The 13,701-nt window shown below is 56.9% G+C and carries 13 protein-coding genes, 1 tRNA gene and 1 other annotated feature; of the genes, 12 read left to right on the forward strand and 2 right to left on the reverse strand.

The features are described from left to right. Positions 1 to 103 precede the first annotated feature (103 nt). From tuf to ACTQ3R_RS08665, 6 genes are all read left to right on the forward strand, one after another. Complete coding sequence (tuf, locus tag ACTQ3R_RS08640; protein WP_441778730.1) at positions 104 to 1,306, forward strand: elongation factor Tu; 1,203 nt, start codon at positions 104 to 106, stop codon at positions 1,304 to 1,306. Between the two features lie 275 nt (positions 1,307 to 1,581). Further along, positions 1,582 to 1,825, forward strand: a binding site (T-box leader). A 109-nt stretch (positions 1,826 to 1,934) separates the two neighbouring features. Beyond that, on the forward strand, positions 1,935 to 2,987 hold the full coding sequence (locus ACTQ3R_RS08645; protein WP_441778731.1) for an ABC transporter substrate-binding protein: 1,053 nt from the start codon (positions 1,935 to 1,937) through the stop codon (positions 2,985 to 2,987). 77 nt (positions 2,988 to 3,064) lie between these two features. After that, the gene (locus tag ACTQ3R_RS08650) at positions 3,065 to 3,976 is read left to right on the forward strand and encodes an ABC transporter permease (RefSeq protein WP_441778732.1); all 912 of its coding nucleotides are present in this window, start codon (positions 3,065 to 3,067) and stop codon (positions 3,974 to 3,976) included. Position 3,977: 1 nt separating this feature from the next. After that, positions 3,978 to 4,778 (forward strand): ABC transporter ATP-binding protein, encoded by an 801-nt coding sequence (locus tag ACTQ3R_RS08655; RefSeq protein ID WP_441778733.1) that lies wholly within the window; start codon positions 3,978 to 3,980, stop codon positions 4,776 to 4,778. Positions 4,779 to 4,900: 122 nt separating this feature from the next. Next, on the forward strand, positions 4,901 to 5,416 hold the full coding sequence (locus tag ACTQ3R_RS08660; protein ID WP_441778734.1) for an RNA polymerase sigma factor: 516 nt from the start codon (positions 4,901 to 4,903) through the stop codon (positions 5,414 to 5,416). Between the two features lie 52 nt (positions 5,417 to 5,468). Next, positions 5,469 to 6,059, forward strand: a complete 591-nt coding sequence (locus ACTQ3R_RS08665) for a hypothetical protein (protein WP_441778735.1) — start codon at positions 5,469 to 5,471, stop codon at positions 6,057 to 6,059. Positions 6,060 to 6,345: 286 nt separating this feature from the next. Here the strand turns inward: ACTQ3R_RS08665 and ACTQ3R_RS08670 are convergent. Together ACTQ3R_RS08670 and ACTQ3R_RS08675 are read right to left on the reverse strand one after the other, a co-directional pair. Beyond that, positions 6,346 to 6,421, reverse strand: a tRNA-Gly gene (locus ACTQ3R_RS08670). A gap of 58 nt (positions 6,422 to 6,479) precedes the next feature. Next, positions 6,480 to 7,010, reverse strand: a complete 531-nt coding sequence (locus ACTQ3R_RS08675) for a hypothetical protein (RefSeq protein ID WP_441778736.1) — start codon at positions 7,008 to 7,010, stop codon at positions 6,480 to 6,482. 230 nt (positions 7,011 to 7,240) lie between these two features. Between ACTQ3R_RS08675 and smc the strand changes: the two genes are divergently transcribed. From smc to ACTQ3R_RS08705, 6 genes are all read left to right on the forward strand, one after another. Further along, positions 7,241 to 10,813, forward strand: coding sequence for a chromosome segregation protein SMC (smc, locus tag ACTQ3R_RS08680; RefSeq protein ID WP_441792694.1), 3,573 nt, complete (start codon positions 7,241 to 7,243; stop codon positions 10,811 to 10,813). Between the two features lie 22 nt (positions 10,814 to 10,835). Beyond that, positions 10,836 to 11,138: a zinc ribbon domain-containing protein gene (locus tag ACTQ3R_RS08685; protein WP_441778738.1), complete on the forward strand. Its 303-nt coding sequence runs from the start codon at positions 10,836 to 10,838 to the stop codon at positions 11,136 to 11,138. A 15-nt stretch (positions 11,139 to 11,153) separates the two neighbouring features. Then, complete coding sequence (ftsY, locus tag ACTQ3R_RS08690) at positions 11,154 to 12,023, forward strand: signal recognition particle-docking protein FtsY (RefSeq protein ID WP_441778739.1); 870 nt, start codon at positions 11,154 to 11,156, stop codon at positions 12,021 to 12,023. Between the two features lie 15 nt (positions 12,024 to 12,038). After that, positions 12,039 to 12,248, forward strand: a complete 210-nt coding sequence (locus ACTQ3R_RS08695; protein WP_441778740.1) for a hypothetical protein — start codon at positions 12,039 to 12,041, stop codon at positions 12,246 to 12,248. A 111-nt stretch (positions 12,249 to 12,359) separates the two neighbouring features. Continuing rightward, entirely contained in the window at positions 12,360 to 13,076 is a 717-nt protein-coding gene (gene rph / locus ACTQ3R_RS08700) for a ribonuclease PH (protein WP_441778741.1), read from the forward strand. A 17-nt stretch (positions 13,077 to 13,093) separates the two neighbouring features. After that, complete coding sequence (locus tag ACTQ3R_RS08705; RefSeq protein ID WP_441778742.1) at positions 13,094 to 13,687, forward strand: XTP/dITP diphosphatase; 594 nt, start codon at positions 13,094 to 13,096, stop codon at positions 13,685 to 13,687. The last annotated feature ends 14 nt before the right edge of the window (positions 13,688 to 13,701 follow it).

The raw sequence follows: 13,701 nt of genomic DNA on the forward strand, positions 1-13,701 counted from the left end.
AAATAGGGTTGCAATTATGACAGGAATAGGATAAAATACCTATGATATGTCATCGGCCCTATCTTTTCTGAAAGCATAATTGTAATATAAGGAGGAAATTCCAATGGCTAAGGCAAAATTCGAGCGTACCAAGCCCCATGTTAACATCGGCACCATCGGTCACGTGGACCACGGCAAGACCACTCTGACCGCCGCTATCACCAAGTATCTGGCTATGAAGGGCCAGGCTCAGTACGAGGACTACTCCAGCATCGACAAGGCTCCCGAGGAGCGCGAGCGTGGTATCACCATCAACACCGCCCACGTGGAGTACGAGACCGATGCCCGTCACTATGCCCACGTTGACTGCCCGGGCCACGCTGACTATATCAAGAACATGATCACCGGTGCTGCTCAGATGGACGGCGCCATCCTGGTTATCGCTGCTACCGACGGCCCCATGGCTCAGACCAAGGAGCACATCCTGCTGGCCCGTCAGGTCGGCGTGCCCGCCATGGTCGTGTTCCTGAACAAGTGCGACCAGGTTGATGACGAGGAGCTGCTGGAGCTGGTCGAGATGGAGGTCCGTGAGACCCTGTCCGGCTATGACTTCCCCGGCGACGAGATCCCCATCATCAAGGGTTCCGCTCTGCTGGCTCTGACCAACGAGTCCAACAACCCCGACGACCCCGACTTCGCCTGCATCAAGGAGCTGATGGACGCCGTCGACAACTATATCCCCACTCCTCCCCGCGATGATTCTCTGCCCTTCCTGATGCCCGTCGAGGACGTGTTCACCATCTCTGGCCGTGGTACCGTTGCTACCGGCCGTGTGGAGCGTGGCGTGCTGAAGGCTGGCGAGACCGTCGAGATCGTGGGTCTGTCCGACGAGAAGAAGAGCACCGTGGTTACCTCCATGGAGATGTTCCGCAAGACTCTGGACTTCATCGAGGCCGGTGATAACGCTGGCTGCCTGCTGCGTGGTATCGCTAAGACCGACATCGAGCGTGGCCAGGTTCTGTGTAAGCCCGGCTCCATTCACCCCCACACCAAGTTCAAGGGCCAGGTTTACGTCCTGTCCAAGGACGAGGGCGGCCGTCACACCCCCTTCTTCAACAACTATCGTCCTCAGTTCTACTTCCGTACCACCGACGTGACCGGCATCATCACCCTGCCCGAGGGCACTGAGATGTGCATGCCCGGCGATAACGTCGACATGGACGTGGAGCTGATCACCCCCATCGCCATCGAGAAGGGCCTGCGTTTCGCTATCCGTGAGGGTGGCCGCACCGTGGGTTCCGGCGTGGTTATCGAGATCAACGAGTAATTTCCACGGTGTTTCACACCGCAGGAAAAGCGTAGTTATCGAGAACAACGAGTAATTTCCACGGTGTTTCACACCGCAGGAAAAGCGTGGTTATCGAGATCAACGAGTAATTTTACTCTTTGATGTGGTTTAAAACCGCTCAGGGCGGACTCCGTTTGGAGTCCGCCCTTTTGATTTGCATTTAAGATTTGGAAAATCTTTTTTACAGTAAATGAAAAAAAGGCCTTGACAAGGGAAAAGACAGCGACTATAATAGCCCCAACAACCAAACAGCATTGAAACCTATGAGAAAGATTAGTAGCCGGTGCAGCAAACCTTCAGAGAGCCCTGGGTGGTGGGATCAGGGCGGGGAGCGGCCGAGTGAATGGACTTTCGAGGGCGGCTTGAACGGGCAACCAAGTAGATGCCGACGGGGACCCACCCGTTATCCATCGGGCACGCGTGATGGCGCGTGAAGCGAGCGGATGTTTTATACATCAATTTGGGTGGTATCGCAGGAGTAAAGCTCTTGTCCCATGTGGGGGACAGGGGCGTTTTTTTATTCCAAATCAGGCCGTTGGCAGCGGCCCCTCCATCACCCACCCAAACCAAATTAAGCCCAAATGGGCCAATAATGGAGGTAACTATTATGAAAAAGAACAACACCATGAAGAAAGTCCTGTCCCTGTCTCTCGCCCTGGCCATGACCCTCTCCCTGTGTGCCTGCGCTGGTGCAGGCAGCCAGAGTTCCGGCTCCTCCGCTGTTTCCGCCCCCTCCGGATCTGGCTCCGCTTCCGGGGATTCGGCCTTCAAGATTGCCGTGGTGAAGCAGATGGACCATCCCTCTCTGGATGAGATTTGCAACGCAGTGGTTGCCCGCCTGGACGAGATTTCCAAGGAGACGGGAACCCCTATCGAGTACGAGGTCTACTCCGGCCAGGGGGATGAGACGGTGCTCAATCAGATTGGTGCCCAGGTGATTTCCGATGGTGTGTCTGCCATCATTCCCATTGCTACTACCGCCGCCCAGCTGATGACGGTGGCCGCGGAGGAGACCAAAACCCCTGTTATTTACGCCGCAGTCAGCGACCCGGCTCAGGCGGAGCTGCTGGACATTGACTATGTGACCGGTACCTGTGATGCCCTGAATACCTCGTTTATTCTGGACATGATGCTGGCGCAGAACCCGGAGACGAAGAAGGTGGGGCTGCTCTATTCTCTGTCCGAGCCCAACTCCGTTACCCCCATTGCGGAGGCCAAGGAGTATTTGGACGGCAAGGGCATTGCCTATGAGGAGTTTACCGCCAACAGTGACGATGAGGTGGTGGCCGCTGCCGGCGCTCTGATTGCCGCTGGCGTAGACGCGGTGTTTACCCCCACGGACAACAAGATTCAATCTGCTGAGCTGGCTATCGCCCCCGATCTGATCGAGGCTGGGATTCCCCACTACACCGGGGCCGACTCCTTTGTTCGTAACGGTGCCTTTGCTACCTGCGGCGTGAATTACACACTCCTGGGTGCTGAGACTGCGGACCTGGCCTATGAAATGCTGACCAATGGTATGGAGGGCAAGGAGGACTACTACCTGTCCCAGGGCGGCATCATCACCGTCAACACGGAGACTGCCGCTGCCATGAACCTGGACTATTCGGTGTTCTCCGACATGGGCGAAGTGGTGGAAGTGGTTACCACCGAGAACTGAGTGATTGAAAAGACGAAGGAACAATGCCATTCCCCCGGCGCAAGCCGGGGGAATGGGCCTGAAAGGAAGAAAAGACGATGCTCTACATCATTCAGACTGCTCTGGAGCTGGGCTTTCTCTATGCACCGGTGGCTCTGGCCCTGTTTCTCAGTTACCGAATTCTGGACATTGCGGATCTGACCACTGACGGTTCCTTTACATTGGGGGCTGCGGTGTCTGTAACGGTATGTGCGGCAGGCCATCCTATTTTAGCCATCCCGCTGGCCATGCTCAGTGCGGCGGCGGCTGGGTTTGTCACTGCGCTGCTCCAAACGAAGCTGGGAGTCCCCTCCATTTTGGCAGGAATCATTACCAACACAGGTCTATATACCGTCAACCTGATGGCGATGGGCTGGACCTCCAATGCCAGCCTCATCAAGCAGAGAACCATTTTTCACATGTTCCGGGACCTGGGAATTGGAGGAAGCTGGTATGAGATCATCCTGGCCGGAGTGATCACGGTAGCTGCCGCTCTGCTGCTGGTGGCGTTTCTGGGAACCAGACTGGGCCTGTCCATCCGGGCAACGGGAGACAATCGGGATATGGTGCGGGCGTCCTCCATCAATCCCACCTTCACCATTACGGTGGGCCTGTGTGTGGCCAATGCCCTCACGGGACTGTCTGGGGCTCTGGTAGGCCAGGCGCAGCGCAGTGCCAACGTGAACATCGGAACCGGTATGGTGGTCATTGGTCTGGCCTGTCTGATTATCGGGGAGACCGTTCTGGGCCGGGGTTCTATGCTCCGGGGGGCGCTGTCTGTTTTCGTAGGCAGCATGATTTATCGGTTAATTTATGCCGTAGCCCTCAGCTCCAAGGTGTTCCCCATCGAGGCCATGAAGCTGGTCACCGCTATTATCGTGGCCCTGGCCATTGCGGCGCCCAGTATCAAAAAGTGGGCTGCGTTCCAGCGGAGAAAGGCAGCGGCCAGAGCCGGAAAGGGGGCGGAGTGATATGCTGGATATCCAAAACATCTCCAAAACATTTAATCCAGGTACCGTGAACGAGAAAAAAGCGTTGTCCGGGCTGTCCCTCCACCTGGAGCCGGGAGATTTTGTCACCATTGTGGGTTCCAACGGGGCAGGGAAATCCACCCTGTTCAATGCCATTGCCGGAGCATTTTATGTGGACGAGGGATCCATTCGGCTGTCCGGAGAGGATATTACCTTTAAGCCGGAATACCGGCGCAGCCGGGAGATGGGCCGCCTGTTTCAGGACCCCATGCGGGGGACCGCTCCTCATATGACCATTGGGGAAAATCTGGCCCTGGCCTATCTTCGTACCGCCAAAAACCAGCACGCCTACTTTAGCCGTATTACCAAAAAAGATCTGGCCTTTTTCCGGGATCAGCTGGCAAAGCTGGATATGGGACTGGAGGACCGGATGAAACAGCCAGTGGGGCTGTTGTCCGGCGGACAGCGGCAGGCGCTTACCCTGCTCATGTCCACCATGGTTCCCCCAAAGCTGCTTTTGCTGGATGAGCACACCGCCGCGCTGGACCCGGCTACTGCAGAGAAGGTGCTGAACATCACCCGTGACGTGGTGGCGGAGCACCACATCACCACCCTGATGGTTACCCACAATATGCATCAGGCGCTGGAGCTGGGCAACCGGACCCTGATGATGGATAATGGAAATATTATTCTGGATGTACAGGGAGAGCAGCGAAGCCATATGACAGTGAACGATCTGCTGGAGCAGTTCCGAGTGGGAGCAGGGAAAAATCTGGACAACGACCGCATTTTGCTGTCGTAACGTTTGGGCCGCCGGGTTTCGGCGGCTCAAATTTTTTACAGAGGAGTGGGATTTTTTGCTTCTGTCATGGATATTACTGGATGAAAGGCCTTTCCAAAAAGAGTTCCAAGGAGGTGGCAGCTGTGACAGACGAAACGTTTCGACAAGCGGCGCAGGCCTATGGCGATACCATTTATCGGGTCGCATATCATGCGGTCAAGAATCAGGCGGACGCTGAGGATATTATGCAGACGGTGCTGCTCAGATTGCTGGAATGTGACAAAGAATTCGAGAGCGAGGAGCATCTGAAGCACTGGCTTTTGCGGGTATCGGTAAATGAAAGCCGTAAGCTTTTACGCTCCTTTTGGCGGCGCACATCGGTTCCGCTGGAGGAGTGGCATGATCAGGCGGCGCCAGAGGATGGCCAGCGGGCCGAGCTCATGCGGGCGGTCATGGGTCTGGAGACCAAATACCGCCTGACCGTTTATCTCTATTATTATGAGGGGTGTTCGGTGGCGGAGGTAGCTGCTGCGCTCCGGGCCAACCCCTCCACGGTGCAGACCTGGCTGCTCAGGGCCAGGGCCCGTCTGCGTAAAGAGCTTTCTGACGATGGAGAAGGGGAGGGATCTCATTATGTTCGATCCGCAGGTTTATCGTGAAGCATGTGGGAAGATGACTGTCCCACAAGACAAATTGGAGGAAATGATTGTAATGACACAAGCCAAAGAGAAAAAGGTTCGCCGCCCGTTCCGGGCTGCTCTGATTGCGGCTGCCGCTGTGGCTATGATGGTGGTGGGGGTAGGTGCAGCCAACCCCGAGGCCGTGCAGGAGCTATTTGTACAAATCGCAACGGTTGTACGGGTAGATGAGTACCGCCAGGAAATGGTTACCAGCGAAGGCGAGTCCATCACAGTTTTAAGTATTCCTGAGGTGAATGTGGAAAACCGGGATGGGCAGGCGATCCTGATCGTGGATGAGGAAGAACGGGACATTACGCAGGCATTGGCAGAGCAGGGAACCTATGTCTATGAAAAGACCACTCCTCAGGATACTAAACTGTGTGTGGAAGTGACAGGTAGCGCAGAGCAGTGGGAAATCACAGTGTCCATGGAGGAGGAAGGCAAGCAGGTGGGATCTTTTACCACCAGCAGCGAAGAGAATGCACTGGCTCCGGGACAGGTGCAGGACAATTACAGCGTCAATGAAGGTGTGGAGATCTCCAAAGCGGGAGAGGAGCTGAACAAAGAGATCTGTGTCAGCGAATATGATGGAGAGACAGCCGCTGTGATTCCCGTGAAGTAAGAAATATTCCATACACAGCAAATAAGGAGGACATCCCAAAAGGGATGTCCTCCTTTTAAAATAGAGAACGGTGCAGAAAAAATGGAGACATACCAAATGGTACATCTCCATTGCATGGAGCGAGTGACGAGGCTCGAACTCGCTTCCGTACCCACAAAAGCTTCGCTTTTGTGGGGCCCCACCTCAGATTTAAAACTATGCGGCTACCCCGCATAGTTGGTGGAGGTAGCGAGTTCTCGGGGAAAAAGAAAAATGGAGACATACCAAATGGTATATCTCCATTACATGGAGCGAGTGACGAGGCTCGAACTCGCTACCTCCACCTTGGCAAGGTGGCGCTCTACCAGATGAGCTACACTCGCGGCGACAAACGATATTATAGCAGATATTTCTGCAAAGTCAACCCCTTTTTTCAAAAAATTATGCCGGCCTGAGGGAGGACAGTCCCGCCAGCAATCCCCGGTGCACAGGGGTCAGACATTGCATGGAACAAAAGTCTGCGGGGCGTACCAGAGTAGGCGGTTTTGGCAGTTCCACCGCATGGCAGGTTTCCAACAGGTCGGCCACAAACTGAGAGCAGAAGTAATGGCGGCGGCGCTGGAGCGGCAGATTCAAAAAACAGGCAAATGCCCCCAAGATGCTATAGTGGTAGTGTTCCTTCTGCCGGTACATGTTCCGCAGCCGTTTTTGGAGCTGAAAATAGGTTTGATCACTGACTTGTAGGGTAAATAGACAGCAGGGGATGCAGCGCCTGCCAGAGATCTGCTCTTCTACCAGCCCGGCGGGGAGGGCAAAGTGCGGATGTTTTCGGGCGAAGCTGTAAAAAGGTCCCTCTGGCCCCGCCAGACCGATGGAGGCGTGGGTATAGTCGTCCTGGGTGGCAAAATGGATGAGCCGGGAAAACCAGGTCCCGGACCGGGTCAACAGAATATAAACGGTACGTTCTGACATTGTGTTCCCTCCCCAATGAGCTTCTAATGGTATGATAGCGGGGGGAGAAAAAAGCGGGCTGAAGAGAAGATTAAGATTTTTATAAAATTGAGAAAAAATAGTTTGAGAAAGCTTGGGCGATTGCATTGGAACAGGGTTTTTGCTATAATATATTATCTATTGCTATGTCTGAATTCAGGAACTGACGCGAAGACAGACTATGTGTTTGCGGAAGATGCGAGGTGGCCTTTTTGTACTTAAAAGCATTGGAAATCCAGGGCTTCAAGTCGTTTCCCGACAAGACGGTGCTGACCTTTGGCGAGGACATCACCGCTATTGTGGGTCCAAATGGCTCGGGTAAATCTAATATCTCGGATGCCATCCGCTGGGTCATGGGGGAGCAGTCCACCCGTGTCCTGCGGGGCGGAAAAATGGAGGACGTCATCTTCGGCGGCACTGCCAAACGCAAGCAGACGGGCTATGCCGAGGTTTCCCTGGTGCTGGACAACACCTCCCATATCTTTGATATGGAGGAGTCTGAGGTGATGGTCACCCGGCGGTACTACCGCTCAGGAGAGAGCGAGTACTATATCAACCGCCGTTCCGTCCGCCTTAAGGACGTCAACGAGCTGTTTATGGATACCGGACTGGGCCGGGAGGGCTACTCCATCATCGGTCAGGGCAAGATTGATGAGATCCTGTCTGTCAAATCCGCCGACCGCCGGGAAGTGTTTGAAGAGGCGGCGGGAATCTCCCGTTACCGCCACCGGAAGGAAGAGGCGGAGCGCAAGCTGGAGCGGACGGACGAAAATCTGGTGCGCATCAACGACAAGATTTCTGAGCTGGAGTACCAGGTGGAGCCGCTCCGGGAGCAGAGTGAAAAGGCCAAGAAGTTTCTGGTCCTCCGGGATGAACTGCGGGGGCTGGAAATTTCCGTTTGGCTGGATACTCTGGAGCGTATCCGCACCAACAATATCAAGCTGGAAGCCGACTATCAGGAGGCAGTGCGTCAGCGGGAAGAGGTGCGGGTGGCGCAGGAGAAGGCCTACGCCGCCGCGGAACAATTCTCTCAGCAGATGCGGGAGAAGGATGTGGAGGCGGACCGGCTGCGCTTTGAGCTTCAGGGCCGCCAGGCCAGGATGAACGAGCTGGAGTCGGCCATTGCCGTTCTTCAAAGCAACATTGCCCACAACCAGGAGTCCGCGCAGCGCATCCGTGCGGACTTGGAGCAGCAGGAAGGACGAGAGGGATCTCTCTCCGCCCAGATCGAGCAGCGTCGGGAGCGCCTTTGCGAAATTGAACAGCAGCTGGAGCAGGGACGGTCTGCGCTGGAGGAGAAAAGCCGGGAGGCGGAAGAGGCTGCCCAGTCTGCCGGGACCCTGGCCCAGGAACTGGAGCAGCTGCGCAGCCAGGCGGACCTGGGAAGTGCTGGGGCTGCCGAAGCCAAGGCACTGCTCTCCGCCCTGGCCGCCGCCGCCCAGGAGGTGCTGGACCGGGATGAGAACGTGCGCCGGGAACTGAGCGAGTTGGAGCAGCGCCTGGAGCAGGCGCGGGGAGACAGCAAAGCCGCCCGGAAACGTTATGAGGATGCCCTGGAGGAGCGGGACGCGGTGAAGAACGTCATCAGCGGCTATCAGCTCCGGATGGATTCCCGGCAAAAGAAGGCGAACGAGGCCAAAGACCGCCATGTAAAGCTCCAGATGGAGGAAAACGCACTTACTTCCCGGATGAAGCTCCTCCGGGAAATGGAGCAGATGCACGAGGGCTATTCCAAAGCGGTAAAGCTGGTGGTGGGGGAGGCCCAGCGGGGGACCCTTCAACACATCCACGGCCCGGTGGCCGACCTTTTGAAGGTGCCTGACCAGTACACCGTGGCCATTGAGACCGCCCTGGGCGGCGCCATGCAGAATATCGTGGTGGACCGGGAGGAGGACGGCAAGGCCGTCATCCAATATCTGAAACGCCGGGATGCCGGCCGGGCCACCATTTTGCCCCTCAGCTCCATCCGTCCGGGAGAGCTGCGGGAGGGACAGAGCCTTCAGAGAGAGCCTGGCTTTGTGGGCGTAGGTGACCAGCTGGTCAGCTTCGATCCCCGATATAAAAATGTATTTTCCAACCTGCTGGGCCGGGTGGCTGTGATGGAAAACCTGGATAGTGCCATTGCCGTGGCCCGGAAGTACGGCTATAAATTCCGGATTGTCACCCTGGACGGCCAGGTGCTCAATCCCGGCGGCTCGATGACCGGCGGCTCCGCCAGCCGCAGCGCCGGTATTTTGAGCCGGGCCAACGAGCTGGAGCGGCTGGGCAAACAGCTGGAGGACATTCGAAGCCAAGTGGCCCAGGGAGGCCGGGATCTGGCCGAAGCAGAGCGGGAGACCACTGCCGCCCGCTATGAGCTGGAGACTGCCCAGAACCAGCTGCGCCAATGGGAGGATACCATTTTGAAGGCGGAGGGTGAGGTTTCCCACTGCCGCAGCGTGGTCGCCGACTTGGAGAGCCAGCAGGAGAGCCTGGGGGAGGAGCTGGAGCAGCTGAAGAGCCGCTCCGGCCAGATCGAAGAGGATACCCAGACCGCCCGGATTCGGATCCAGGAGCTGGAGGGAGAGGCTGCCGCCTTGAAGAGCGAGGCGGAAGGAAAGGCCAAGGGACAAAGTGATCTGCAGGAGCGTTCGGCCCGCATCGCACGGCAGGCCGCCGAGCTCACCGCCGCCCAGGCTGCCCTGGAGGCAGAACGGGAGGCCACCCGTTCGGGCCTTCACGAGCTGGAGAGCCTGAAGGCCAGCATGGCTGGGGACCGTACCCAGAGCCAGGCTCTCATGGCCGACTATGAGAGCAAAAATGAGAGCTTTGCTTTGGAAATTCAGGAAAAGCAGGCGGCGTTGTCCAACCTTCAGGAGGAGAACCGGGCCCAAAATGAGGCAGTGGCCCGACTGAACCAGGAGAAGCTGGCGCTGGAGGGAGAGCGGGTGAAGTCCACCCGAGAGAGCCAAAGCCTCAACGAGGAGCTGCTCCGGACCGAGGGCGAGGTCTCCCGTCTGGATCAGCGGCGGGTGTCCGCATCCATGGAGGAAAAGCAGCTGCTGGACAAGCTGTGGGAGAACTATGAGCTCTCTCACGAGGCAGCCAAGCAGCAGCGCATTGAGATCGAATCGGTTCAGAAGGCCAGCCGCCGCATTGCCGAGCTGAAGCGTTCTATTTCTGCCCTGGGCAATGTCAATGTGGGAGCCATTGAAGAATTCCAGCGGGTCAATGAGCGCTACACCTATCTCACCGACCAGCGGGATGATGTGGACCGGGCCAAAAAGGAGCTGGAGGAGATCATCACCGGAATTACCGCGGAGATGAAAACTATCTTTGCACGGGAGTTCAAGACCATTAACGAAGCCTTTGGACAGACCTTTGTGGAGCTCTTTGGGGGCGGCAAGGCCACATTGGAGTTGGAGGACCCGGATGACATCCTCAACTGCGGCATTGAAATCAAGGTCCAGCCTCCGGGCAAGGCCCTGAAGATCATTACCCTTCTCTCCGGCGGAGAGAAGGCCTTTGTGGCCATCGCGCTGTACTTTGCAATCTTAAAGGTACGCCCCACCCCCTTCGTGGTGATGGATGAGATCGAGGCCGCTCTGGACGACAACAATGTGGTGCGGTTTGCCCACTATATGCGCGCCATGTCGGATAAGACCCAGTTTATCGTCATCACTCACCGCCGCGGCACCATGGAGGAGGCCGATATCCTCTACGGCGTCACCATGCAGGAGCAGGGCGTAAGCCGAATGCTGACTATCAACCTGAACGATGTGGAAAAAGAACTGAATATTCGGTAATGTGCTCCAAGGAGGAAGGATATTGAACGAATCAGAACAAAAGAAGCAGGGTTGGCTGCCCATTGTGGGCCTCATCGCCCTGATCATCGTGCTGTTTGTAGGCATTAAGCTGGTGTTTGCCGCACTGGGTGCGGCCATCCCGCAAGAGCCTGCCGGCCACGGGGAACCTGCAGGTCCCGGAGGCCCCGGCCTGACGGAGCAGGTGGAAAAGCCGGGGCCCGCGCAGAATACTCCGGCCTTCTGTCCCTTCTGCGGGGAGGAATTGAACGATTCCTTCCAGTGGGGGCAGTACTGCCCCTATTGTGGGGAGAAAGTGGAACAATAAGGAGAGAAACAACCTATGGGCTTTTTTGATAAACTGAAAAAGATCAACATCTTTGCCAGCTTCGGCTCCGAGCTCAACGACGATTTCTATGATGAGCTGGAGGAGTCTCTGATTCTGGCGGATACAGGTATGGATGTGACCCTGGAGCTGGTGGAAGAGCTGAAAAGCCGGGTGCGCCAGCGGGGCATTAAAACCCTGGAGGAGGCCCGAAGCTGCATGGTGGAGGTCATTGCCGATGCCCTCAGCGCGGGAGAGACCGCTCTCAATTTGTCCACCCGTCCCTCCGTGGTGCTGTTTATCGGGGTGAATGGAGTGGGGAAAACCACCACCATCGGCAAGATCGGCCGCCAGCTGAAGGGAGAGCGGAAGAAGGTCCTCTTCTGTGCCGCCGATACCTTCCGGGCCGCTGCCGCCGAGCAGCTGACCATCTGGGCCGACCGGGCCGGGGTGGACATCATCAAGCAGCACGAGGGGGCCGACCCCGCCGCCGTAGTTTTTGACGCCATGAGCGCCGCCAAAGCCAGGGGCACCGATGTGGTGCTGGTGGATACTGCCGGGCGGCTGCACAATAAGCAGAATTTGATGAACGAGCTCAACAAGATCTCCCGAGTCATCGACCGGGAGCTGCCCGGCAGTGCACGGGAGACCCTGCTGGTGCTGGATGCCACCACCGGACAAAATGGTCTCATCCAGGCTAAACAGTTTAAGGAGGCCGCCGGAATTACCGGTATTGTCCTCACCAAGCTGGACGGCACCGCCAAGGGCGGCATCGCCATTGCCATCGCCAAGGAGCTGGGTGTGCCGGTGAAGTTTGCCGGCGTGGGCGAGGGCGTGGATGATCTTAAGCCCTTTGATGCCGCAGAATTTGCCCAGGCACTTATATAATTGAGGTGGGAGCCCGTGGAATACTGGAGCTGGCGGCTGTTTGCAATCCTTCTGGCCCTTCAAATTGTGCGCTGGATTCGCCGGGACGGTGTGAGAAATGTTCTGCGCTCTATGCGCCTGTGGGGTGAGGGTGTAAGTGTTGAACAGCGCCGGGAGAATTTAGCTGGACTTGGAATTTTACTGGTTCTTCTGCTTTTGGGCGTGCTGTTTGGACTGGCCGATTGAAAAGCCGACACAAGAACGGGAAAAATTCCCCCGTTTATTTACATTCTATCTATACCTTCCTGGGTCGAATTATGATACAATATGGGAAAAATTGCGGAGAGGAAGTCTTTTATGTCCAGAATTGATGGCCGGGCAGCCAATGAGCTGCGTCCGGTGGAGATCATTCCCAATATCAACAAGTTTGCTGAGGGCTCCTGCCTCATTCGCTGCGGCAACACCCATGTGCTGTGTACCGCCAGCGTGGAGGATAAGCCCCCCCGCCACGTCCCCGAAGGGGAGGGTTGGGTGACCGCTGAGTATTCCATGCTCCCCCGAGCTAACCGGGAGCGGTCCCGCCGGGACATCTCCAAGCTGAAGCTCAACGGACGCAGCGCCGAGATCCAGCGCCTCATTGGCCGGGCCCTTCGCTCTGTGGTGGATCGGAAGAAGCTGGGCCCCTGGAACATTACCATCGACTGCGATGTGCTCCAGGGAGATGGGGGCACCCGTACCGCATCCATTACCGGCGGCTTTGTGGCCATGATGCTGGCGTTCCAAAACATGATAGAGAAGGGCCAGCTCTCTGAGTACCCGGTCAGCGGCTATGTGGCCGCGGTGTCCGCAGGCATTGTGGACGACGTGCCCCTGCTGGACCTGTGCTATGAGGAAGACTCCGCCGCCATGGTGGACCTCAACTGTGTCATGGATGACCAGGGCCGTCTCATCGAGATCCAGGGCACCGGCGAGGAGCGCCCCTTCACCCTGGAGGAGCAGCAGAAGCTGGTGGAGCTGTGCCGCGAGGGCATTTCCAAGCTCCAGGCCATCCAGAAGGAAATTCTGGGCGCATAAGAGTAGGAGGGGAGCACATGAAACTGGTGCTGGCCAGCAAAAATAAAAAGAAGCTGGTGGAGATGAACGATATTCTCTCCCATTTGGGCATTGAGGTCTGCTCTGAGGCAGAGGCTGGTGTGGATGTGGAGGTGGAAGAGACCGGGACCACCTTTGAGGAAAACTCTCTGCTGAAGGCCAAAGCCGTGATGGAGGCCAGCGGACTGCCCGCCATTGCTGATGATTCGGGTCTATGTGTGGATGCGTTGGGGGGCGCCCCCGGCGTTTACTCCGCCCGGTACGGCGGGGAAGGTCTGGACGACGTACAGCGCTACCAGCTCCTGCTGGAGAATATGAAGGGCCAAATGCCGAGAACGGCCCGCTTTGTTTCGGTCATTACCTGCTGCTTCCCCAATGGAGATGTGCTCTCTGCACGGGGGGAGTGCGAGGGGACCGTCGCCTTTGCCCCTATGGGGGAGGGCGGCTTTGGGTATGACCCCATATTCTTCGTGCCTAGCTTAAAAAAGACCTTTTCTCAGCTGACTGCAGAAGAAAAGAACGCCATTTCCCACCGGGGAAAGGCACTGGAGGCCTTTCAGGTCAAGCTGAAGGAGTATTTGAACAAGAATTAGAAATTGGAATTAGG

Source organism: Lawsonibacter sp. LCP25S3_E2 (assembly GCF_052117285.1).
Taxonomy (GTDB): Bacteria; Bacillota; Clostridia; order Oscillospirales; family Oscillospiraceae; genus Lawsonibacter.

Bases quoted from the DNA above. Each gene is read 5' to 3' on its own strand.
- tuf (WP_441778730.1), top strand. From the start codon at position 104: ATGGCTAAGGCAAAATTCGAGCGTACCAAGCCCCATGTTAACATCGGC.
- ACTQ3R_RS08645 (WP_441778731.1), top strand. From the start codon at position 1,935: ATGAAAAAGAACAACACCATGAAGAAAGTCCTGTCCCTGTCTCTCGCC.
- ACTQ3R_RS08650 (WP_441778732.1), top strand. From the start codon at position 3,065: ATGCTCTACATCATTCAGACTGCTCTGGAGCTGGGCTTTCTCTATGCA.
- ACTQ3R_RS08655 (WP_441778733.1), top strand. From the start codon at position 3,978: ATGCTGGATATCCAAAACATCTCCAAAACATTTAATCCAGGTACCGTG.
- ACTQ3R_RS08665 (WP_441778735.1), top strand. From the start codon at position 5,469: ATGACACAAGCCAAAGAGAAAAAGGTTCGCCGCCCGTTCCGGGCTGCT.
- ACTQ3R_RS08675 (WP_441778736.1), bottom strand. From the start codon at position 7,010: ATGTCAGAACGTACCGTTTATATTCTGTTGACCCGGTCCGGGACCTGG.
- ftsY (WP_441778739.1), top strand. From the start codon at position 11,154: ATGGGCTTTTTTGATAAACTGAAAAAGATCAACATCTTTGCCAGCTTC.
- rph (WP_441778741.1), top strand. From the start codon at position 12,360: ATGTCCAGAATTGATGGCCGGGCAGCCAATGAGCTGCGTCCGGTGGAG.
- ACTQ3R_RS08705 (WP_441778742.1), top strand. From the start codon at position 13,094: ATGAAACTGGTGCTGGCCAGCAAAAATAAAAAGAAGCTGGTGGAGATG.